This is a genomic window from Nocardia sputorum, from assembly GCF_027924405.1.
In the GTDB taxonomy this organism is placed as follows: domain Bacteria; phylum Actinomycetota; class Actinomycetes; order Mycobacteriales; family Mycobacteriaceae; genus Nocardia; species Nocardia sputorum.
This window is the reverse complement of record NZ_AP026978.1, coordinates 6,705,219-6,726,925: the sequence shown is the minus strand read 5'-3', so window position 1 is coordinate 6,726,925 and position 21,707 is coordinate 6,705,219. Positions and strand designations below refer to the sequence as shown.

Genomic DNA, 21,707 nt, shown 5'->3' with positions numbered 1-21,707 from the left:
CACTCCACCCAAAGTAGCATTCGCCCGCACCATCTGGCAGATGGTGCGGGCGTTTTGTTCTGCGCGACAAACGTTTTGCGCGCACTGCCGAGGAATTCGCCTGGGCGGCCGGGCTATTCGTCGAATGGTGCCAGGCGGATCATGGTCAGGAAGCCCGCGCGGTTGAGCAAATGGATCCGGCCTTCCGGCACCGCCTTCGCTTCCGCCCGGAACGCCGCGATCACATGCCGCTCGAACTCCAGGCGCGGGTGCCGCCGCAGCAGTTCGATGACCCAATCCCGGTCCAGTTCCGCAAGCCGCGTCCCGAGTACGTCCACGGACGCTCCCGCGGAGACGAAGCCGCCGGGATCGCCGAGATCGTCGGCGACGCCGGGCGTGATGTGCGCGGCGATCGCCGCGCCGATCGCGTCGGCCCGTTCCGGCGGGGCGCCCGCGTCCCGTGCGATCGCGGCCGCCCGTTCGCCGCCGACCACCGCGAAACATCTTCCAGGCGTGGGAGTTTCGAGTTGCAGGTCGTGCAGCAGACAGGAGACGTAGACGAGTTCGTCGTCGTAGGATGCGCCGTCGAGCTCGGCCAGGACCCGCCCGAAGTAGTAGGTTCGCAACGAATGGTGCAACACGTGCGGAGACAACGACTCCCGCGCCTCGCTTTCCGCCGCGACGGCGAGCTTCGAATCGGGTAGCCGCAGACCGGCGAACTCCAGTTTCCCGCGGCCGCGTCTGCCCAGCGCGATCCGGACCCGGTTGGGTGCCATGGCGGGCAACGTACGGGCGATCGCGACGGCCAATCCACGGCGTTGCTCCTTCGACAACGCGCCCCCGGTACGGGTGGCCCATGCCCAGTCCAGGCCCGTCGGTGCGGCCACGATGCCCTCCTTCGCTCCGGTCACTCGGTATGCCCTTGGAGTCAAGTGTGCGGCGAGGCCCGCGACGAGTGGCGGAAATGACAGTAATGCTCGGATTCATGCCAAACTGCGAGTGATGAAGCAAGTGGTGGCGCTCGCGCTCGACGGGGTGATGGCCTTCGACCTGGCCTGCGCTGTGCAGGCGTTCCGGCACGGGCCCGGGAAGACCGGGGAGCCGTCCGGGTTCGAGATGCGGACGTGCGGGGTGCGGCCCGGTCCGGTGTGGACGCCCAACGGCTTCGACCTGCGGGTCGAGTACGGACTGGAAGCGCTGGCGGACGCGGATGTGGTCGTCGTGCCCGGGATCGGCATTCCGACGCTGCCGACTCCGCCGCGGGCGTTGACCGCGTTGCGGAGCGCTGCCGCGCGCGGCGCGACCATGGTGAGCATCTGCGTCGGTGCGTTCGTCCTGGCCGAGGCCGGGCTCTTGGACGGACGACCGGCGACGACGCACTGGGCCTACTGCGGCGAGTTCGCCGAGCGGTATCCGGCGGTGCGGCTGGATCCCACCGCGCTGTACGTGGACGACGGCGACGTGCTGACTTCGGCCGGGCTGTCGGCGGGGCTCGATCTGTGCCTGCACTTCGTCCGCCGGGAGCTGGGCGCGCACGCGGCGGCGGAGCTGGCTCGGTGGAACGTCACCGCGCCGCACCGGGAGGGCGGCCAGGCGCAGTACATTCCCGATGGACCGGCCGCCCGTGCCGCAGACGGTGGCCTCGCCGCGACGCTGGCTTGGGCGATCGCCGAACCCACTGCGGCGGTGGACGTTTCCGCGCTGGCCGCGCACGCGTTGATGAGCGAGCGCACCTTCATCCGCCGCTTCAAGGCTGAGGTGGGCACCACGCCGCGGCGCTGGCTGGACGCTCAGCGCACCGCTCGGGCCCGGGAACTTCTGGAAACCACATGTTTGCCAGTGGAAGTCGTCGCGGCCAAGGCCGGGTTCGGCAGCGTCACCGCGTTGCGGGTGCACCTGCGTGCCGCGACGGGCGCCACACCCGCCGCCTATCGCCGATCAGTGGGCGGGTGAGTGCGCCGCAGTGACCACGAATTCCGTTGCCTGAGAGCTCATCCCGCCGAACCGCGGCAGTGATCGGCGGTCCGCCCGGTACGGGGCCGTCGTGGTGTCGGCCGCAAGCCGATGAAATTCCTTCGGATCGAGGGGTTTAGCCGAGTCTGGGAAGGGGTAATGATCTTGTTGAGAGATTTCGTGTATTCGTAACTTATGCTTGGCGTGTTCTTCCTTCCGCATCACCCAGTCGGATTACTGACGGTTAACTGATCGACTGAACTACTTCCCTACCGACATCGGACCCGCGATGCCGCGGCACACGGCGAGATCGACGCGAGAGGTGGATGGAGCATGGCCGATCTGGAGACGGCGACGTCCCTTGCCCCCACGGTGGCCGAATTCGACTTCGCGACCGCGAGCACCCCGCTGCGCCGGGTCGCGGGGCGGCTGCGCGCAGTGCTGCCGCCGGGTTGGCGCGTCGAGATCGTCGACGCGCCAACCCGGCGTTACGGCAACCGTGCGCCGCTGCTGCGGGTGGTCATGCCACCGGAGTGATCACCCGGTCCAGCCGAGCGGCATGAGCAGCGACTTCTGCTCACAGAACGAATCGAGACCCTCCGGGCCGTTCTCGCGTCCGAGCCCGGAGGCCTTGTAGCCGCCGAACGGTGAAGTCGGGTCGAAGGCATACCAATTGATCGCGTAGGTGCCGGTGCGCACCCGCGCCGCGATCTCGGCGCCGTGCTCGATGTCGGTCGTCCATACCGAGCCCGCGAGGCCGTAGACGGAGTCGTTCGCGATGGCCACGGCCTCGTCCTCGGTCTCGTACGGGATCACCGACAGCACCGGCCCGAAGATCTCCTCCTGGGCGATGGCCGACTTGTTGTCCACGTCGGCGAAGATCGTCGGCTCGACGAACCACCCCCGGTCCAGCCCCTCCGGGCGGCCGCCGCCGAGCACCAGGCGCGCGCCTTCGGCCTTCCCCTTGGCGATGTAGCCCTCCACCCGATCGCGCTGGCCTTCGGAGATCAGCGGGCCCAGCTGCACGCTGGGGTCGTTCGGGTCGCCCACCTTCATCGTCTTCACGTGTTCGACCAGCGCGTCGAGGATTTCGTCGTACCGGCTGCGCGGGGCCAGGATGCGGGTCTGCGCGACGCAGCCCTGCCCACTGTTCATCAGGCCGGAGAACGCGAGCACCGGGATGCCGGCCGCCACGTCCATATCGGGCAACAGGATCGCCGCCGACTTGCCGCCGAGTTCCAGCGAGACGCTCTTGAGCTGACCGGTGGCGATGGCGCCGATCTTCCGGCCGACCGCGGTGCTTCCGGTGAAGGTCACCTTGTCCACGCCGGGATGCGAGACGAGGTATTCGGCCGCGTCGGGCTCGGCGGGCAGCACCGAGAGCACGCCTTCGGGCACTCCGGCCTCGGTGAAGATATCGGCCACCAGGTTGGCCGTGATCGGCGTCAGCGGGGCGGGCTTCAAGACCACGGTGCAGCCGGCCAGCAGGGCGGGCGCGAGCTTGTTGACCGCGAGGAACAGCGGAACGTTCCACGCGGTCACCGCCGCGACGACGCCGCGCGGCTCGCGCGTGACGCGCGTGGTGCCGAATCCGCCCACCCGGGTCTCCTGCCAGGGGAAGGACTCGGCCAGGGCCGCGTAGGCGTCCAGCGCGGCGACCGCGGGGAGCTGGTTCAGGGTCATCGCGATCATCTGCGGCGCGCCGACCTCGGCGGTCAGCGCGGCGAGCAGGTCCGCGGAGCGCTGTTCGATCAGCCGCGCCGCGCGGGTGAGCACTTCGGCGCGCTCCTTCGGCGGTGTGGCGGGCCACGGGCCGTGGTCGAAGGCGTGCCTGGCCGCGGCGACCGCGGCGTCGACGTCGGCCCGGCTCACCGCGGGGACGCTGCCCACCGGCTCGACCGTGGCCGGCGAGATGACCTGGATGCGCTCGTCGGTGGCTGGCGCGGTCCAGCGGCCGCCGATGAACAAGCTGTCGTAATGCATGAGAACACGTTACAGTTTTGCCCGGCTTCTGTCTGTAACCTGTTCCAGTTTTCCGTGCTCTCGAGGCTCTGGCCAGTGTGAATCCCGACCTCTCGGTTCGCTTTTCGCAGAACGCACTATTGCGTTCTGTTGCTGGAAGGGGGATGCTGTAGCGACATATCAGCTCGCTCCATTACCCAATCGTTACCGCAAACTGGGGAGTCCGAGTCATGGCGGTGCAAGTGATCGGCCGGTCGCTGATGACCAGTGATCAAACCGAGCATCAGGCTAAGTGTGTCGGCAGCGGCGGGTGGGTGGTCTCCTTCCTACCCGGCCGCACCCTGACGATCGAGCAGGCGACGGCGGCTATGCAGGCCGCAGAGGCGGTCGCCGCCGTCGGAATGCTGGCCGACCTGGTCGGCCTCACCACGCTCGAGACCGTCGGGTTGGCGATGCGCGAATCGCCGTGGAGCGAGCCCGTGCATGCCCCGTGCGGAAAGCGGCACTGGCGCCGCGGATGGCTGGAGCCTTACCTCGGCTAACTTTTGGTTGCCACCACAACCAGATTGCTAACAAGTAGCTCGCGTACCATAGGCACCCGGACCAACCACCACGCCCAGCGGGGGTGGTAGCGCGGAAACACCGTGTGCACCTCCGCCGGAGTGCCTGCCGCCCAGCGCAATCCATCCGCGGCCCGCACCGCGAACAGCGACGTGCCGAACCTGTTCTTGGGTTCCCGCCCGTGCTTGCGCCGATACCGCCGCGCGGCGTACTCGCCACCCAGGTAGTGCCACGGTCCGGTCTCGTGCCCGCCGAACGGGCCGTGCCACACCGTGTAGGACAGCACGATCAACCCGCCCGGCCTGGTCACCCGCACCATCTCGTCGGCCATCAGCCACGGTTTCGAGACGTGCTCGGCGACGTTCGACGAGAAACAGATGTCCACCGCGTCGTCACGGAACGGCAGTGCCATCCCGGACCCGCGGACCGCGCCCGCGACCGAGAGCCCCGCGGCGTGCATCTCCGTGGGGTCGGGCTCGACCGGGAGGTAGCGCGCGCCCGTGCGGGCGAACTCGTCCGCGAAGTAGCCCGGCCCGCCACCCACGTCCAGGATCGTCGCACCCTGCAGCGACCGGCCGGTGAGGTCGGCGTAGAAGTCGCCGATCATCGCCGCGCTGTCGGCGGCCAGACCCCCGTAGAACAGCGCCGGGTCCGTCTGCTCGAACCGGAAACTGCCGAGCAGTCGCAGCGACCGGCGCAGGGTCGCCCGGCGGGCGAACCGGAGCGAGCTGCTGCGCGTCGGCGTCTTTTCGGCTTCGAGCACGGCGCCGAGTTTCGCACAACCCCGATGCTGGGCATCTCGGGCGGGTGCTCGGGTTAGGGTGTAGCGCGACATCCGGCGTTCCCACCGGGACCTACTGACCGAGAGAAGCTCCACCGTGCGCGAAGTCCTCCTGCTCTGCTGGCGTGACACCGGGCACCCGCAGGGCGGCGGCAGCGAGCGGTACCTCGAGCAGGTCGGCGCGCAGCTCGCGGCCCGCGGGGTCAAGGTCACGCTGCGCACCGCCGGCTACCCGGGAGCGCCGCGGCGGGAACGCGTCGACGGCATCGATATCAGCAGAGCGGGCGGACGCTACACGGTGTATCCGCGAGCGCTCGCGGCGCTGCTGCTCGGCAGGATCGGACTCGGCCCGTTGCGCGGCGTGCGGCCGGACGCGGTGATCGACACCCAGAACGGCATCCCGTTCTTCGCCACCGTCGTCACCGCCGCGCCGTCGGTGGTGCTGGTGCACCACGGCCACCGGGAGCAGTGGCCGGTGGCGGGCCGACTGGTCGGCCGTATCGGCTGGTGGATCGAGTCGCGGCTGTCGCCCCGCGTGCATCGGCGCAATCAATATCTGACCGTTTCGCTGCCGTCGGCGGAGGAGTTGGCCACGCTCGGTGTGGACCGTTCGCGAATCGCGGTGGTGCGCAACGGCGCTGAACCTGTTCCACTCGACGCGCCCACCGGCGCGGCGGAAACCCGCAATGCCGCACCTACTGTCGTGGTTCTCTCGCGTCTGGTGCCGCACAAGCAGATCGAGGACGCGCTCGCGGCCGTGGCCCGGCTGCGCGACCGCGTACCGGGTCTGCGCCTCGACGTGATCGGCGACGGCTGGTGGGCGGACAACCTGCGGGACAACGCCCGTGCACTCGGCATCGCCGACGCCGTCACCTTCCACGGGCACGTGGACGAGCGCCGCAAACACGAACTCCTGGCCCGCGCGTGGGTGCATGTGCTGCCTTCCCGGAAAGAGGGATGGGGGCTCGCGGTGATCGAGGCCGCCCAGCACGGCGTGCCGACGGTCGGTTACCGAAGCTCGCGCGGCCTCACCGATTCCATCGTCGACGGCGCCACCGGCATCCTGGTCGACGACGTCGCCCAGCTGGCCGATGCCGTGGGCGATCTGCTGGACGATCCCGGCGCGCGCACGGTCATGGGTGAGAAGGCGCGCGCCCGCGCCCGGGAGTTCTCCTGGGAGCAGACCGGGAACGGTGTGTACGAAGTGCTGGCCGCGGCCGCACGAGGGGAGCACACGAGCGGATTACTCGCGCCCCGGACGGTCGACTGAAACGTCGCCGATTGCGGTCGGCCTTTCGCGCAGCGGTTTCCCCATCGTGGTTCAGCGACCGCATGACCTGTCGCCGAGGCGGCCCGAGGTTCCCGAGGTGACTCCGCAGCGGAGCATGGGGCTGTGCACCGACGAATCACTACGGCCTGACGCCCCGTAGCGTCCACCACCTCCGCGAGTTCGGTGATTCCGTCGTCGGCCAGGAAGTGGCCCCGCGCCCGGTATCGCTCGAGATGTGCTGCCGCATGTGCCCTGAGCTGCGGACCCGAGCTGGACCGCCTGGCCGCGCAGCAGGCGGCGGTGGAGCGGCGCCGGCTGGTCGCGCTCTACGCCGGGGCGGTCACCACTCGATCGGGTCGCGGGGAGCCTGGGGCAGACGCGACGGCAGGTGCTGGGCGCGGCGGCGTTAGGTGAGCAGTCGGCGCTCGACCAGCTGGAGTGTGCGGCGGGCGGTGTGCGTCACGTCCGCGGTGTCCGGCGGAATCGTGCACGTGTGCCGAGAGCGGCGAGCGGGCCCGCGACGAGCAACGCTCCCCAGAATAGGTGGGCCGCTCCGGCGGTCCAGCGGTGCGCGGTCGTCGATCGACCGCGTTCGACGACGCCGGGCACGCGATACAGCGCGAGATCGGCGTCCTCATAGGCCCGTTCCAGCGAGGCGAGGGTCGAAGCCGATTCGCCGAGCGGGCCGGGGGTGGTTCGTTCGACCAGGACCCAGCCCACCCCGAGGCGGGCCAGCTCTGCGGGCGAGCCGCCGTGCAACAGGAGGTTCTCCACCTCGCTGGCGCGGGTGCCTTCGCCCGACACCGTACGGCCGCGCACGGGCAGTTCGCCGGTCTGCAGGACGTCGTTGGGAAGCATGCGCGGCGCCGGGTCGAGCACCGGTGCGGCGCCGCTGTAACGGAATTTGCGGAACATCCCGCCCGGCAGCACCGCGACGTCGCCCGGACCGTCGATCCGGGCGGCGACCCGCTGCCAGCCGGTGGGGTAGTGCACCGGGCGAACAGCTCCACCGACGCCCCAGGCCAGGTCGTACAACGGCAGAACCAGAAGCGCGACGAATAGCACCGCGACCGTGGACGTGACGGCGGGGTGCGCCGTCATGCGCCGGTCCGCTGAGGCGTTGCGATATCCGGATGAGAGACGCCGAGCCGTCACCACGCATCCAGCCGCTGCGCACAGGACGTAGGCGGGCATAGCCAGGGCCACGTACTTCTGCGTGTCCCGCAGCAGGCCCGCGCCGGGCACGTGGGCGACCAGCCATTCCATGACTGCCATGCCTCCCGCCGTCGCGCCGAGCGCGGGAAGCAGGATCGCGGCGGCGGCGAGCAGCAGCAACGCGCGGCGGGCGTGCCGATTGTCCGGATCGGCGCCACCGGTGGCCACGGCGCGCAGACCCAGCGCGACGATCGCCAGCAGCGCCACGGTGCCGATCACAGCCAATGGTGTGGTGCGCGAATCGGGCACCGCCTCGGCGTTCCAGATCCCGCCGAGGCCGGCCAGGCTGCCCAGCGTGCCGAGACCGGGCTCGGCCCGTGCGGCGAAGGCCGCGATGCCCGCTGGATCGGATGGTTCCGCACCTGAGCCCGACAGCACGGTCGCGGCCAGCCATGGCGCCGAGGCGGCGAGCCAGAGGACGAGCGTTCCAAGAAGTTGGCGCCGCTGGACCAAGGCGAACGCGGTCGCGCCCGCCAGCAGCGCCCCGGTAGGGGTGAGCCCGGCCGCGGCGAGCGATCCGGCGAGGGCCGCCCAGGTGGATGCGGTTCGGATGGGTGTGCGCTGTGCCGCCGTGACACTGGGGCGATCCGTCCCTCCTTTGCCCGCCGCACTGGTCGGTGCGGAGCGGGAAGGCTCTATCGGATCGGCTGGCGCGACGTCGGGAGTGCCCGAGGAACCGGGCGTTTCCAGCGGTATTCCGATGCTGCGGGACTCGGCGGCGTCAGCCGCGGCGACTTCGCCGGTGCGGTCTGCCGAGGCGGGTGCACCCAGCGGTGATCCGGCTCGGTCGGTTGGTGCGGCCTCCTCGCGAATTTCGGTGCCGCCGGTCGGTGGGGCGTGCTCGAAGTGGTCGGCTTCCCACGGTTCAGACGGTTCGAGCAGGTCGTTCGGGGAATTCGCCGGTGTGTTCGACAGCAGCCGTCGGCGTCGCCGCACCGTGGCCGTCGTTCGAAGGCGGTGGGCGGCCAGCGCCGTCCACGGCAGCGCGGCATATCCGGCCAGCAAGCTCCAGTGCCCCTGGAGCAGCCGCTCGGCCACGTACGGATTCCACAGCGCGACCGTCGCGGCGACCAGCTGCGGGCCGAGCGACGCGCGCAGGAGTTCACGCGCGAGCGCAGTCGCCCCGTACGCCGCGGCCCAGAGCGCGACGAGGAGAATCGCTTTGACCAGCAGCCCGCCGTCGATGAACGCCGACAGCACGGCCAGCAGCGCGTCCTGCGGCACCGCCCGGGGCGCCGCGTCGCCTAGACCCAGCGCCGAGTCGGTCGGATAACTGCGCGGCGTGCTCACCGCGTCCCGCAAGAGCAGGTAACCCGGCGCCGGCAAGGGGGCGGTAACCAGCAGCACCCCGGCCGCGCTGTATGCCGCAGCCACCGCTCGGTCTCGACCGCTCCCACTCACGCCTGAGCACTGTACGTCCCGATTCGCGCCACCGCGGAGCCAGCGGGTTCGGCGGCGATGTCTCCGGGCTCGGTGTCGGCTCCGGCGGGGCGGAACGGGCGACGGCCCGCGCGGGTGGGACGATGGGCGCGTGTCTGCTGTCCGTCGGTTTCCTGTGGTGGCGGATCTGACGTGGGTGACGGCCGGTGCGATGACCGCGAACGTCGCCGGGTATCTGTTGCAGCTGCTGGCCGGGCGCTGGCTGGGGGTCACCGGCTACAGCGAGTTCGCGAGTCTGCTCGCGGTGCAGCTGTTGTGCGCGGTGCCCGCGCTGGCGTTGCAGAACGTGGTGGCCAGGGAACTCGTGCGCGGCGCGGGGACGGCGGCGCTGCGCGGGCTCCAGTGGCGCTGCGCCGTGATCGTCGCCCTGGTGGCCGCGGTGCTGGTGCCCCTGGTGGCCGTCACGCTGAACGTCGGGGTGGCCGCCACCGCGGCGGCGCTGGGTGCGGCGCCCGCGCTGGTGCTGTTGTCCGGTGAACAGGGTGTGTTGCAGGGCGGCAAGCGGTTCCGGGCGTTGGGCACGGTGCTCGGCGCCGCCGGGATCGCCCGGGTAGCGCCCGCGCTGGTGATCCTCGCGCTGGGCGGCGGCGCGACGCTCGCCTTGTGGGCGGCGGCCGGTGGGATCGCGGCGGCGGCGTTGCTGGCCAGGCTCGTCGCCGGTGCGCCGTCCGCGCGTGCCCGCGCCCTCGAGCCGGGCGAGGTCGCCGCGGCCCCCGGCGTGCTGCCGGTCCTGCGGGCCGCCCAGGTGCAGGCGGCCATGATGGCGCTGTCGTCGGCGGACCTGATCGTGGTCCGGATCGTGCTCGATGACGTGGACGCCAGCCGCTATGCCCTCGGCACGATCGCCACCAAGATCGCCTTCTGGCTGCCGCAGGCGGTCGGTGTGGTGCTCTACCCGCGGATGGCGCAGCCCGCGCACTCCGCGAGCGCGATCCGGTCGGCGCTGGCGGTGCTCAGCGGGATCGGCCTCATCGCGGTGCTCGGGGCCGCGCTCGCCGCGCCGCTCGCCCCGCTGCTGGCGGGCGAGGACTATGCCCCGATCCAAGGGCTGCTGTGGCTGTTCGCGTTGCACGGCGCGCTGCTGGCCGTGCTGCAAGGCGCGGTGCTGTCGGCTATCGCCGTCGACCGCACGTCCCTGGCGCTGGTCGCCTGGCTGGGGCTGGCCGTCGAAGTCATTCTGATGCTGTCGCTGGCCCGCTCGATTCCCGCGCTGATCACCACGGCCGTGTCGGTCGCGGCCACCACCACGGTCGTGGTCGCCGTCATCGTGCTGCGCGCGGCGTCCCGCACGACGCGGCCGGAACCGCTGCGCCCGGTCGGCTGACCCGGCGCCGCCTACGATCGTTCCATGATCACCGCGGTGCACACCCTGGTCTACGCGGACGATCCGGACGCGGCCCGCGCGTTCTTCCGCGACGTCCTGCACTGGCCGAACCTGGACGCCCACGACGGCTGGCTGTTGTTCGCGACCGGCCCGAGCGAACTCGGCGTTCACCCCACCGAAGGTCCACCGCGTCACGAGATCTCGCTGATGTGCGACGACCTGGATCGAACGATGGCCGATCTGGCCGCGCGTGGCGCGCGGTTCGAGGGCGAGGTCGCCGAGCGGGGCTTCGGCCGCTGCGTGGATCTGCGCGTGCCGGGCGCGGGCACGATTCTGCTGTATCAGCCGCGCCATCCGGTCGCCTATCCGCTCGCCGACCAGTAGCGGACCCCGAAAACGACTTCGGCTCCCCTGCCGGAAGGCAGGGGAGCCGAAGTCGAGTGCGCTCGATCAGGGTTCTTTGTTGATCCGGATCTGTTCGGTCGGCGCGTCGTCGGCGCCACGGTTGACGCGCGGGGCGGGACCGGCGGGAGCCGCGCCGCTCGGACGCTGGCCCGGAGCGCCGCCCGCCCGCGCCGGCGTCGGAGCCGAGCCGCCGCGAATGCCGAGGACCACACCCACGATGAGCGCGATCACGCCGAGAACGCCCAGGATGATCGGCATCACCCGGCCGTACAGCGACAGCTTGTCGATGTTCTCCTTCGCCACCGCGAGCTGCGACTCGATCGTGTTCTCGTCGAACACGATGTGCGACTTCAGCGCGGTGACCTCCGGCTTGTCCGCGGTGCGCGAGTAGTAGAGGTGCAGCGCCTCGCCGCCCTTGACGACCGTGCCCGTCTCCGGTTCCACCCACAGGTCACGGGTGTTGGTGTAGTAGCGGGTCATGGTCACCGGGGCCTCGCCGCCCTCGACGCCCCACTTGGCGGCGGGCAGGCTCAGCCGGTTGGTCGGCGCCTGGACGACGTCCCACAGGCTGGTGGCGGGCACCGACATCTGGAAGTGGTAGACCTTCGTGTTGTTGATCTCGGTCTCTTCGATGAAGTTGGCGTCGAAGCTCTTGCGCACGTTGAGGTCGAAGTACGGGTAGGTCTTCTTCTCGGTGCCGATCGGGAACCGGTACTGCAGACCGGTGTGCTGCACCGGCTCGGCGATGCTCTCACCCTGCGGGTTCGTGGTCACCGCGATGGAGCCGTTCGGCTCCTTGGCGACCGGCTCGCCGGTCACCCGGTCGATGGTCACCCGGTCGATGGTCGCGGTGAGCAGGCCGGTGTCGCCCTGCTTGTCGATGCGGCGCAGCGTCTGGCCCGCCTGCACCGTCATCTGTTCGGCGTCGGCCGGATCCTCGACGGTGAGGAAGCGCTGCGAGACCAGCGGTACGTTGGTGTCGACCTTCGCCGATCCCTCCGGAGCGGTGAGCGACTTGGAGTCGAGCACCAGGCTGTCCTCGCCCTGCTGGTTCGTGGCGATCGTGGTGATCTCCAGGTCGAGGGGAGTTTTTGCCAGCTTGTCGACGGTGTAGGTCGGGATCATGATTGCGGCGACGATCAGCAACGCGCCGAGACCCACGAGCAGGCAGGCCACCGTCCTTCTGGTACCGGCACTCAGTGCCATGCAAACTCTCCTCGTCGTAGAACACAGGTCGCTCCGGCGAGCACTGCGGGCATGCCGCGGCACTCGTGAGCCCCGACACTAACAGTCCGATGTCGTACCATGCGCCGTCGAGGCCGAAACGGCCGAGAAATCGCCCGAGTCTAGCGCGAAATCTGAAACGTCGGGTTATCAACTGTGGATTCGTCAAGGCAGACTGGAGCCCGATGACAGCGACCCTGCCCACCGCCGCCCCCGCGACCGAACGGGTGCGCCCGCGCGCCTTCGTGCCGGCCTTGGAAGGCATGCGCGGAATGGCGGCGCTCGGCGTGCTGCTGACCCACGTCGCGTTCCAGACGGGCGCCTCGGGCACGCCGGTCATCGGCCGGGTGTGGGGTCGGTTCGACATGGCGGTGGCCGTGTTCTTCGCACTGTCCGGGTTCCTGCTGTGGCGCCCGCACGCCGCGGCCGCGCGCGGGCTCGACACCGCCCCGCCGGTCGGCTACTACCTGCGTCATCGTGCCGCGCGCATCCTGCCCGCGTACTGGGTCGTGGTGTGCGCGGTCCTGGTGCTGCTGCCCGGCGCGTCCGGGACCGCGGGTCTGCGGGTGTGGGTTTCGAACCTGGCGCTGTGGCAGATATACGTGCCCCTGACGCTCACCGACGGCCTCACCCAGATGTGGAGTCTCGCGGTGGAGGTCGCCTTCTATCTGGTGCTGCCCGTACTGGCCTTCGCGCTGGTGCGCCTGCGCGGACCCGCGGCGCGGTGGCGAGTGCCCGTGCTGCTCCTCGTCGCTCTGCTCAGTCTCGGCTGGAACCTGATTCCGGTGCCGACTCCCGACGCGATCCACGCCGACAACTGGCTGCCCGGCTACCTGCCCTGGTTCGCCGGGGGCATGATCCTCGCGGAGCTCGCCGAACATAGCGTCCGGCTATCACGCTGGTGGAAAGTCGGCGCGAATCAGCCACTGATGTGGACCGTCGCGGGGGCTGCCTTCCTGCTCGCCGCGACCGATCTGGCCGGTCCCGCCGGGTTGACCCGAGCCGAACCCTGGCAGTACGTGGTGAAGATGGGCCTCGGCGCGATCATCGGATTCGCGTTGCTCTCGCCGCTGGTGCTGCGGGACCCGGCGGCGCGGGGCCACCGCTGGCTGGAGTCGCCGGTGGCCGCGACGCTCGGACGGTGGTCCTACGGGATCTTCATCTGGCACCTCGCGGTGCTGTCGATCGTGTTCCCGGTCTTCGGCCTGCTGCCGTTCCAAGGGGACTTCGGCTACGTCCTGGTCCTCACGATCGCCATCACGCTGCCGGTCGCGGCGGCCAGTTACGCACTGGTGGAGGAGCCGGTGCGGCGCTGGGTGCGGCGCCGGGACCGGGTGCGGCGAAGCCCCGAACCCGAACCCGCGCCCTGATCGGCGGCCGCGAGCTCAGTCGTCGAGCTGCCGGTGGATGTCCAGCAGGTGGTGGCGCAGTTCGTGCAGGGTGTGCACCGCGAGCCAGCGCAGGGAACGATCCGCGGGCTCCGGGTAGGGGAAGCCGAGGGTCCGCTCCCAGTCGTCGTCGCCGAGGCGCTCGAGCACGTTGGCGAACATCAGAGCGGCGTCGCGGATCTGGCGTGCGACGTCCGCGGGATTCTGCTCGGCGTACCCGTCGTGCTCGACGCGCTCGTCCCTGCCCATCGGCGTGGCGGACGGGTTGTCCGAACGGCGCGCGGCCAGCACCCGCTCGCGTTGCGCCAGCAGCACATCGCGCACGTGGCAGGCGTACTCCAGCGGCGACCAGACATCGGGCTTGCCGCGCTCGCGTAACTTGGCGCTGTCGGCGCCGAGCAGGTCGGCGTATTCCACTGCGTGCTCCCGCGCCAGCGACGGCACGTCGGCCGCCGAAGCCAAGTCGTAGACGAAACCACATTCGGCACAGGTGTTCACGCGGGGTCACGTTAGCAACGAGTGCTCTTGCGGCGCACGGCGAATGCGCGTCCAGTCGAGCGGCGACGCCGCGTATCCGCGCGGGCCGGGGCGGGCGGCCGGTGCGCGGTCAGTGCTCGGGCGCGCCGGAATGGGAGTCGTCGGACCGGCTCGCTCGGGGCCGATCGGCGCGTTTCGACGACGGCAGCGCCGCGATGCCCACCGCGATGATCGCGAGCAGGGCGGGCAGCTGCACCAGCACCGATCCGCCCATATATCCGTCCGGTGAGCGCCAAGGGCCTTTGGACAGGGCCGCGGCGGAGAGGGTGGTGCCCACCCCAGCCACGACGACGAGCACACGCGCGGTGACATACGGCGTGAACCGGGTCGCGGCCAAGGCGATCACCGTGCCGGCGGCGCCCACCGGGCCGGCGATCAAGGTGGCCGCCCCGGTGAGTCCTACCGCGCCCATCCAGCGCCTGCCCCAGGTGCCGGGCACTGCCGCGCTCGATTCCAGCCGGTCGGCGGGCCCCTCCGGCTCCGCTCCGTCCGGCTCGGCCCGGGCGGCGTCCGGCCGCGTGCGACGGGGGACGGCCAGCACTATGAGCGGCAGGAGCAGCAGCAGGCCGCCGAAGATGGCGAGGCGGTACCACCGGTCGACCGGGAAGGCGATCGTCACCGGGCCGGTGGCATCGGCGGGCAGCAGCCAGCCTTGCTGCCAGCCGTCGACCACCACGGGGTCGAGAATCCGCCCGTCCGCGCTGGTCGCGCGCCACCCGACGTTGGTGCTCAACGGCAGCACGAGCAGCCGGGTGCCCGTGTCCGACCCCGTCGCGGCATCGGCTTCCGTCCCGCTTCGGTGCAAGCGCAGCCGATCGACGAAGAACAGGTCGGTCGGCCCGACCGCCACGTCGGCCCGGCCCTCCGGCAACGCGAGCTCGCCAGGCGCCCCGGTCGCGTCGTCGGCGCAGACCCGGGCGGGAACGGGTGCGCCGGAGCGCAATTCGCCGACGGTGGCGGTGACCGTGGTGCGCAGGGTCCGCCCGCCCGCGTCGATCGTCGGCCCCAGCTCGCACGGGACGGTGAGCTCGCGGTCCAGCGGAGCCGCCGCGGGATAGTCCGGCCCCAGCACCGTCACCTCCGCCAGGCCGGGCGGCTGGGTCTGCACGAAGCCGAGCGCGGTCTTGTCCAGCACCGGCCGCCACGTGCGCATGCTGAGTTCGATGCGGTCGGTCACGGTGGGGTGCAGGGAGATCCGTGTGGGCGTGCCCGGTCCGTCGTCGTCCAGCTCCCGCACCTGCGGACCGTCACCCAGGTTCACCGTCACCGAGGTGGGCGCCGCGGGCAGGCCGCCGAGGGATGGGGTCAACTCGAGGCCGGTCACCAGGGTGGGCTCGGGCAGCTCGAGGGTGAGCGTCGGCCTGCCGCCGGTCGGTTCGCGGACCGAGTTCTCCGGCGCGGTCCAGCTGGTGCGCGGATCGCCGTCGGTCGCGGCGAAAGCGGCCCCCCGCAAGTCGCCGACGTCGGCCTTGCCCCGCGCCACCGGCCGGGCGTGGTCGGTGAGCAGCGCCTCCAAGGCCGGGCCCTGCCTGGTGCGGACGGTCAGCTCCGGGGCGACCGACATCGGTTCCGGGACGGTCAGCGTGCGCTGATACGTACCGGGTTCCTCCGGCGCCAAGGCGAGACCTTTGCTGCAACGCACCCGGTCGGGCGCGTCGAAACAGGCGCTGCGGCCAGGGAATTCCTGACCGAGATCCCAGCCGCTCAGCTGCGCGCCCGCCGGAGCGGACGGCACCACGGTGCGGTGGCGGATGTCGACGCGGACCGGCGCGTTCCGTATCGAATAGTCGTCCAGCGCGAGTTCGCTGATACCGAATTGCCCTCCACCGGAACCGTTCTCGGTGCGAATGGCGGTGATGGTCAGCCATTCGGTGCGGCCGGCGGGAAGCGAGACCGAAACCGGCGCACCGGGTTCGGACACCCGGACCGAGACGGTGCCGTTCGCGGTGCGCACCTCGATCCATTTGACCGGGTCGCCGATGGCGGCCGAACTCGTGGTCAGGTTCAGCTGCCCGGCTTGGATCGGACGGTCGAGATCGAGCCGCAGCCACTGCCCGAGCGCGTGCTCGGTGCCGTTGCTGATCCACGCGGTGGCCGGATCGCCGTCCACGACGGCCGCGGTCGAACTGCCCGGCGCGGAGCCGCCGAGCTGGGTGGCGTCCGCGGCCGAACTCGACGCGGTGATCGTGGCGCCGGACCATTCGCCGCGCACCAACTCGGCGCCGGGCACCGGATAGTCGGGCACCAGGTTGAAGGTGCGGCGAGCGTCGTCGGGGGCACGCAGAGCCGAGTTGTGGTTGTCCACCCGGCCGAAATCGGCTTCGCGATCCATCGGCATGTCCGTGACGGTCACCGGACCTAGCGGCAGCCCGGCCCTGGTCGCGTCGGCGGCGAGCAGCGCGGGCGTGCGGGCCGGGCCGGGATCGCGGCGCATCCGCTCCAATACCTCGGGTCCGCCCTGCACCACCGGGACTTCGCCGAGCGGGACGGTGTACGCGCCGGGGAACGCCTTCGGCGCGCCGGTGCCGCCGCGAACCTCGGCGGGCGTTCCCGGTCCCGGTGCGTCCACCCGGTAGATCTCGACCGCCCGATACGGCGGGCGCAGGTCACCGTCGGCGACCAGGCCGTCGGCGATCACCACCGATTCGATCGGGTTGCCGAACTCGGCCACCTTGCGCAGGCCGGGCGATCCGTCGAGCGCCTGGTGGGCCAGCATCGGCCGGGTCGAGCGCGAGGTCTCCGGATCGAGGTCGTTGCGCAGGACGACGACGCCGATGCCCTGCGCGCTCAGCGTCGCGGCCAGCCCCGCCGACGGTCTGCCGTCGGCGATGAGCCGCTGCACGGAGTCCATCGCGCGAATGGTGCCGGGCGGATTCAGCGGCACCGCGTCGCGGATCGCCCACGGCGTCTCGGCCAGCGCTTGCAGCGGTTCGTCGCGCGTGAGGCCCCAGACCTGGCTGCCGAAGGGCGCGCCCGGCACGACCAGGGCGCGGGTGTCGGCGGCATTGTCCTTCAGCCACTCCGCGGTCTGCTGCCAGTACTCGGGCACCCGGTCGTAGGCGCCACGCGGCGCGAGCTTGCCGGTCCAGGCCAGCGAGGTGGACAGGGCCAGCGCGGTCAGGATCAGCGCCGCGACGGCGACCGCGCGGTCGCGCTCCGGGTGCGCGAACGCGCCGCGCCAGACCTTCCACGGCACGGACGCGGGCAGCGGAACCCGCGCGAGCAGTTGCGCCAGCCCCAGCACGAGCGGGATGCGGATCAGCGGCTCCAGCTTGTGCACGTTGCGCAGAGGGGCGCCGTCGGAGTCCAGGAAGACGCGCACCGACTCCGCGAACGGTCCGCCCAGCTCACCGACGAACCCGGCGCAGATGCCGACCAGCCCGACGCACAGGATCAGCACGAGCCTGCCCCGGTACGGCATGGACCGCAGGGCCAGGCCCGCCATACCCGCCGCCGCCACCAGCCCGGTCGCGAGCACCGCGGCGGGCTGGGTCACCAGCACCGCGCCCGCGATGCGTTCCGGCGAGACGAACGGCGTCCAGCTGTCGGTGCCGCGCAGCACCTCGCCGAGCGAGGCCCACTGCGTGGTCACCCCCGACGACTCGATGTAGTCCAGGAACGGCGGGCTCACCTTGCCGAGCAGCAGCAGCGGCACCGCCCACCAGAACGTGGCCAGCACCAGCAGCGGAATCCAGGCCGCGGTGAAGCGCCACCACCTGCGGTCCGGCCGATAGGAGCCCCACCACAGCAGCGCGGGCAGGAATGCGGCCACCGTCGCGACCGCGTTGACCGAGCCCATCAGCGCGAGCGCCAGGGCACTGCCCGCGGGCGATGCGGCCCCGCCCCGTCGCCGGGCGTGCCCGGCGACGCCGAGCGCGGCGGGCGCGAGCAGCACCCACGGCGCCAGCATCATCGGCAGCGTCTCCGAGGAGATCGACCCGACGGTGGTCAGGACCCGCGGCGACAGGGCGAACGCGAGCGCGGCGACGACGCGCGACCCCCGCGTGCCGATGCCCAGCGCCTCGCACAGGCGAACGATTCCCCAGAATCCGGCGAGCAGCAGCAGTGCCCACCAGATCCGTTGCGTCATCCAGGCGGGCACGCCCAGCAGATGGCCGAGCGAGAAGAACGCGCCGTGTGGGAAGAAATAACCGTAGGCCTGGTTCTGCACCTGGCCCATCGGCGCCTGGCTGCTCCACAGATGGCTCGCGCGTTCGAGGAAGCCGAGCGGATTCTGCGCCAGGTCGTATTTCGTGTCGGCGACCGTGAGTCCGGGCGCCTGCACGAAGGTGAGCAGGAACGCCACGACGACGGTCGCGGCGAACCAACGTCTGCCCAGCGGTGCGGTGCTGTGCTGCCCCGGCGCCGCGGACGATCCGAGCGAGTCGGCGGGTGAAGCGGAGGTCAGCGGGTCAGCGGCTGCCGTACTCAACGTTGTTCAGCAGCGAGGAGTCCTTGTCGCCGCTGCGATCGATCTCCGGCCGCGAGTTCTGCTGGACCGCGAGGGTGATGAGGAAGACGCTGAGCACGCCCAGCACGGCGCCCGCGACAGCACTCGCAACACCCGGGACAGCAAACTTCATCGCGGCACTCCAATACGTCGATGCAGGCACGTTCCCGGCCAACCTAGCAGGACGTCCGGTATTTGTATGCGTTCAGGCCGCGGATTCTTCCCCGGATCGCCGCCGAGCACGCGGCGATGACCCGGAAACGGACGCGTCACTGGGTAGGGAGAGCGCAGTGCAGCGCGCCGAGCAGGGTGCGCAATTTCGCGGTGGTCTCGTCGAGTTCCGCCTGCGGGTCGGAGGCCGCGACGATGCCGCCGCCCGCGTACGCCCGCACCGTCCGGCCGTCGGGCGAGAGCTCCGCGCAGCGGATGGCGACCACCCAGGCGCCGTCGCCCTCCGCGTCACACCAGCCGACGGCGCCTCCGTAGAACCCGCGGTCGTCCTCGATCCGCGTGATGGTCTCCAAGGCCGGCTCGGTGGGTGTGCCGCAGACCGCGGGCGTGGGGTGCAGCAGGAGCGCCAGGTCGAGCGCGGTGATCGCGGGGTCGCGCAGGCGTCCGGTGATCGGCGTCGCCAGGTGCCACACCTCGTGGGTGCTGACCAGCTCCGGGCTCCGCGGGATCGACAGCTCGGCGCAGACCGGCCCGAGCCGCTCCCGGATCCAGTCGATGACGAACGCGTGCTCATCGCGGTTCTTGGTACTGGCCAGCAATTCCCGGGCCTGCGCGGCATCGGCCTCCGGGTCGGCCCGCCGCGGCGCGGTGCCCGCCAGCGGGCGCAGCGTCACCAGGTCGCCCTGCCGGGCGATCAGCACTTCGGGCGTCGCGCCCACCAGCGTCGCGCCGGGTCGCCCGGCCGCAGTGAGGTCGACCGCGAAGACGTTCGCGTGCGGATGCCTGGTCAGCAGGTGTCCGGCGACGACTTCCGGGTCGAGCGCGGCCTGCGCCTCGGCCAGCACCGACCGCGCCGCGACCACCTTGCGCAGGGGTTGCGCGGGATCGTTCAGCTGCTCGACCAGTTTCGTCACCCGCGCCACGTGCTCGGCGGGGCTGGGTATCTCGGTCACCACCCGCACCGCGGGCAGGTCGGGCAGTGCGGCGGGCCGCCATGGACCCGCGGTGTGCACCGCGCGCTCCGGCACGCTCAGCGCGGCGGGCTCGCGGGGATCGAACGGCAGCGCGCCGACCACCAGCGGCGCGCGACCCGCGCGCAACGCCGCCTGCGCCAGGCGCGCGTCATCGAAGCGGGCTCGGCTCCCATGACCCCGAACAACCCCGTCGGCCCGAGCAAGCAGGAACCCATCCATGACCCCAACCTAGCCCCGGTGCGACGCCCCGACGCGGTGGAGCGATCCACGTCTCACGGTGCGCGACTCAGGTTTCCTTGCCGGGCGGGACGAGCAGGACGGGACGGTGGCAATGCTTGAGGACGGCGTCGGCGACGCTGCTGTGCAGCAGCGCGCGGATGCCGGTCGCGCCCCGGGTGCCCGCCACGATGATGTCGACGTCCAGTTCGTCGGCGCAGTCCACGATGGCGTTCCAGATGGTGGTGGTGCATTCGGCGGTGCGCGCCTCGGCGTTCAGGCCCGCCAGCTCGGCCAGCCGCACGCCCTCGGCATTGGTGGCGCGCGCGTCGACGAAGGCGATGTCCTCGATCTCGTCGTCCGGCACCCATTCCGGTTGCATGACACCCGACAACCCGGACAGGCGAGCGGCCTGCCGCACCATGGGCTCCCAGGCGGTCAGCACGACGGCACGGTCGGCGCTGAGAAACCGGCCGGCGTAGATGATGGCGCGCTTGGCGTTCTCGGAGCCGTCGTAGGCGATGAGCATCAGATCGCAGGGCACGATGACCTCCTGAGAAGGACGCACGGCGATACCCCGAGATTACCCCGCGCAGGCCCGGGCGAACCGCCGTTTTCCTCGGTATGACCTGCGCAAACGTCAGCGCGGCCGACCCCTCCCTCCCGCGCCGTCGGCGGCGGCATACCGGCCGAACACGCCGGTACATCACACTGCCCGACGGCTTCAGGAGTGCGGGGCCGGATAGGTGAGCCGTCCGGGCTACGGCTCGACCGGCCGGACTTCGCTTGCCTTGCTGTAGTTTCCGTGCCGACCTTCGCCGATGACCCATGTCACCGGCATGCCCGGCGTGATCAGTTGTTCGTCGCCCTGGTATTGCCAGAGGGAGAACCACACGTCGCCGGAGCGGCTGGCGATGAGTCCGTCGTAGGTGTCGGGCAGCCACCACCGCACCACACCGTCGAGACTCGGATCAGGCTCCTTCGCCGTCTTGACCTGCCCGTACGGGATGACGCCGCCCTTCCCGTGCCACCCGTCGGGAGTGGGGAGCAAAGGCTGGTCCCCGCCTTTGGGGTCGGCGGGCCAGATCTTTCCACTGCGGGACAGGACGTCGTCGTGGACTTCCCGGGCCAGTCTGCACGCCACACCGCTGGGAGTGCGCTCGACGGGGGTGGTGCCAACCATGACGCTCAAGGTCGGGACGGTGAATTCGATCCGCCATCCCGGTGGGTCGGCCAACCGGCGAAGACGCTCGGGGATCGTTTCGTCGATGTGTACCTCGAAGCCGAGAGCCGACTCGATGTCGGCCGCCAGCAGGTCAGCACCTCGCCTCGAAATCTCCTGACTCATGTAGCTATCCTGCCGTGTAGGGGACAGTGCAACGGTTGATTGGCGTCACATACAGGTTTTTGCCAGCGGCGTGGGAAGCGATCACCTGGATTTCGTCCCCCGACTCGTACCGGTAATGCCCATCTAGATACCGGGGGATCGTCATGTGAAAGTTGTCGTCCTTGAACCTGTTATCCGTCTCGATAGCCCTGCCGTTGACCAATATCTGGTAGTCGTACCTGCCGGGTATATCGGCGATGTTGTTGAGGAACATGGCCCATGCGATGTTGCCGATGGGGTCCCCGTCCCTCGGCCTGGTGTCGACTTCGACTCTCCCCCATTGGGTGGTGACCCTGTAGTTGGTGCATGGCTGATACGAGGCTTGTGCGGAACCGGAGGCCAGCGCGCTCGTGATCACAGCGATCGTCAAGGTCGCTGTGAAGATGAGCGTTCGACCGACTCGGCTCGTCGGCGCAGCTGATGGATCGTTGCGGACCTTGATCGGATATCCCCCTCTTTCGTCGAAACAC

19 protein-coding genes are annotated in these 21,707 nt (G+C 70.7%); 7 read left to right on the top strand and 12 right to left on the bottom strand.

Going from position 1 to position 21,707, the window contains the following annotated elements:
- Positions 1-113 precede the first annotated feature (113 nt).
- A complete protein-coding gene (locus QMG86_RS30350; protein ID WP_281876253.1) occupies positions 114-866 on the bottom strand; it encodes an HD domain-containing protein in 753 nt (250 codons plus the stop codon).
- A 115-nt stretch (positions 867-981) separates the two neighbouring features.
- Here QMG86_RS30350 and QMG86_RS30345 point away from each other — a divergent pair, with 115 nt between their 5' ends.
- Positions 982-1,932 carry a GlxA family transcriptional regulator gene (locus QMG86_RS30345; protein WP_281876251.1) on the top strand — a complete coding sequence of 317 codons (951 nt, stop codon included), beginning with the start codon at positions 982-984 and terminating at the stop codon, positions 1,930-1,932.
- Positions 1,933-2,265: 333 nt separating this feature from the next.
- Positions 2,266-2,469 (top strand): hypothetical protein, encoded by a 204-nt coding sequence (locus QMG86_RS30340; protein ID WP_281876250.1) that lies wholly within the window; start codon positions 2,266-2,268, stop codon positions 2,467-2,469.
- Here the strand turns inward: QMG86_RS30340 and QMG86_RS30335 are convergent, their stop codons facing one another.
- Positions 2,470-3,915, bottom strand: coding sequence for an aldehyde dehydrogenase (locus tag QMG86_RS30335; protein WP_281876247.1), 1,446 nt, complete (start codon positions 3,913-3,915; stop codon positions 2,470-2,472).
- Between the two features lie 209 nt (positions 3,916-4,124).
- Between QMG86_RS30335 and QMG86_RS30330 the strand changes: the two genes are divergently transcribed.
- Complete coding sequence (locus tag QMG86_RS30330; RefSeq protein ID WP_281876246.1) at positions 4,125-4,436, top strand: hypothetical protein; 312 nt, start codon at positions 4,125-4,127, stop codon at positions 4,434-4,436.
- Here the strand turns inward: QMG86_RS30330 and QMG86_RS30325 are convergent.
- Entirely contained in the window at positions 4,433-5,218 is a 786-nt protein-coding gene (locus QMG86_RS30325) for a class I SAM-dependent methyltransferase (RefSeq protein WP_281876243.1), read from the bottom strand. The two genes, QMG86_RS30330 and QMG86_RS30325, sit on opposite strands and share 4 nt — an antisense overlap.
- A gap of 115 nt (positions 5,219-5,333) precedes the next feature.
- Here QMG86_RS30325 and QMG86_RS30320 point away from each other — a divergent pair, with 115 nt between their 5' ends.
- Complete coding sequence (locus QMG86_RS30320; protein WP_281876241.1) at positions 5,334-6,506, top strand: glycosyltransferase family 4 protein; 1,173 nt, start codon at positions 5,334-5,336, stop codon at positions 6,504-6,506.
- 459 nt (positions 6,507-6,965) lie between these two features.
- Here the strand turns inward: QMG86_RS30320 and QMG86_RS30315 are convergent, their stop codons facing one another.
- Positions 6,966-9,122 (bottom strand): MmpA family trehalose lipid delivery protein, encoded by a 2,157-nt coding sequence (locus tag QMG86_RS30315; protein ID WP_434086131.1) that lies wholly within the window; start codon positions 9,120-9,122, stop codon positions 6,966-6,968.
- A 190-nt stretch (positions 9,123-9,312) separates the two neighbouring features.
- Between QMG86_RS30315 and QMG86_RS30310 the strand changes: the two genes are divergently transcribed.
- Entirely contained in the window at positions 9,313-10,485 is a 1,173-nt protein-coding gene (locus QMG86_RS30310; RefSeq protein ID WP_281881200.1) for a polysaccharide biosynthesis protein, read from the top strand.
- Positions 10,486-10,509: 24 nt separating this feature from the next.
- On the top strand, positions 10,510-10,869 hold the full coding sequence (locus QMG86_RS30305; RefSeq protein WP_281876240.1) for a VOC family protein: 360 nt from the start codon (positions 10,510-10,512) through the stop codon (positions 10,867-10,869).
- Positions 10,870-10,935: 66 nt separating this feature from the next.
- Here the strand turns inward: QMG86_RS30305 and pgfA are convergent, their stop codons facing one another.
- Positions 10,936-12,096, bottom strand: coding sequence for a cell envelope lipid trafficking protein PgfA (gene pgfA, locus QMG86_RS30300; protein WP_281876239.1), 1,161 nt, complete (start codon positions 12,094-12,096; stop codon positions 10,936-10,938).
- 203 nt (positions 12,097-12,299) lie between these two features.
- On the opposite strand from pgfA, the gene QMG86_RS30295 reads away from it, so the two are divergent.
- Positions 12,300-13,484: an acyltransferase family protein gene (locus tag QMG86_RS30295; protein ID WP_281876238.1), complete on the top strand. Its 1,185-nt coding sequence runs from the start codon at positions 12,300-12,302 to the stop codon at positions 13,482-13,484.
- A gap of 15 nt (positions 13,485-13,499) precedes the next feature.
- Here QMG86_RS30295 and QMG86_RS30290 read toward each other — a convergent pair whose 3' ends face one another.
- From QMG86_RS30290 to QMG86_RS30260, 7 genes are all read right to left on the bottom strand, one after another.
- Positions 13,500-14,000 carry a DinB family protein gene (locus QMG86_RS30290; protein ID WP_434085476.1) on the bottom strand — a complete coding sequence of 167 codons (501 nt, stop codon included), beginning with the start codon at positions 13,998-14,000 and terminating at the stop codon, positions 13,500-13,502.
- A 109-nt stretch (positions 14,001-14,109) separates the two neighbouring features.
- Entirely contained in the window at positions 14,110-18,471 is a 4,362-nt protein-coding gene (locus tag QMG86_RS30285) for an alpha-(1->3)-arabinofuranosyltransferase (protein WP_434086130.1), read from the bottom strand.
- Positions 18,452-18,622 carry a DUF2613 domain-containing protein gene (locus QMG86_RS30280; protein ID WP_083864100.1) on the bottom strand — a complete coding sequence of 57 codons (171 nt, stop codon included), beginning with the start codon at positions 18,620-18,622 and terminating at the stop codon, positions 18,452-18,454. Before QMG86_RS30280 ends, QMG86_RS30285 begins: the two co-directional genes overlap by 20 nt.
- Before the next feature lie 136 nt (positions 18,623-18,758).
- On the bottom strand, positions 18,759-19,853 hold the full coding sequence (locus QMG86_RS30275) for an isochorismate synthase (protein WP_281876237.1): 1,095 nt from the start codon (positions 19,851-19,853) through the stop codon (positions 18,759-18,761).
- Positions 19,854-19,920: 67 nt separating this feature from the next.
- A complete protein-coding gene (locus QMG86_RS30270; RefSeq protein WP_281876235.1) occupies positions 19,921-20,394 on the bottom strand; it encodes a universal stress protein in 474 nt (157 codons plus the stop codon).
- 216 nt (positions 20,395-20,610) lie between these two features.
- Entirely contained in the window at positions 20,611-21,198 is a 588-nt protein-coding gene (locus QMG86_RS30265) for a hypothetical protein (protein ID WP_281876233.1), read from the bottom strand.
- 4 nt (positions 21,199-21,202) lie between these two features.
- A complete protein-coding gene (locus QMG86_RS30260; RefSeq protein WP_281876231.1) occupies positions 21,203-21,607 on the bottom strand; it encodes a hypothetical protein in 405 nt (134 codons plus the stop codon).
- Positions 21,608-21,707 lie beyond the last annotated feature (100 nt).

Coding starts and splice junctions, on each gene's coding strand:
- QMG86_RS30275 (WP_281876237.1), bottom strand. CDS start 19,853: ATGGATGGGTTCCTGCTTGCTCGGGCCGACGGGGTTGTTCGGGGTCAT.
- QMG86_RS30340 (WP_281876250.1), top strand. CDS start 2,266: ATGGCCGATCTGGAGACGGCGACGTCCCTTGCCCCCACGGTGGCCGAA.
- QMG86_RS30295 (WP_281876238.1), top strand. CDS start 12,300: ATGACAGCGACCCTGCCCACCGCCGCCCCCGCGACCGAACGGGTGCGC.
- QMG86_RS30335 (WP_281876247.1), bottom strand. CDS start 3,915: ATGCATTACGACAGCTTGTTCATCGGCGGCCGCTGGACCGCGCCAGCC.
- QMG86_RS30305 (WP_281876240.1), top strand. CDS start 10,510: ATGATCACCGCGGTGCACACCCTGGTCTACGCGGACGATCCGGACGCG.
- QMG86_RS30265 (WP_281876233.1), bottom strand. CDS start 21,198: ATGAGTCAGGAGATTTCGAGGCGAGGTGCTGACCTGCTGGCGGCCGAC.
- QMG86_RS30310 (WP_281881200.1), top strand. CDS start 9,313: ATGACCGCGAACGTCGCCGGGTATCTGTTGCAGCTGCTGGCCGGGCGC.
- QMG86_RS30345 (WP_281876251.1), top strand. CDS start 982: ATGAAGCAAGTGGTGGCGCTCGCGCTCGACGGGGTGATGGCCTTCGAC.
- QMG86_RS30330 (WP_281876246.1), top strand. CDS start 4,125: ATGGCGGTGCAAGTGATCGGCCGGTCGCTGATGACCAGTGATCAAACC.
- QMG86_RS30280 (WP_083864100.1), bottom strand. CDS start 18,622: ATGAAGTTTGCTGTCCCGGGTGTTGCGAGTGCTGTCGCGGGCGCCGTG.
- pgfA (WP_281876239.1), bottom strand. CDS start 12,096: ATGGCACTGAGTGCCGGTACCAGAAGGACGGTGGCCTGCCTGCTCGTG.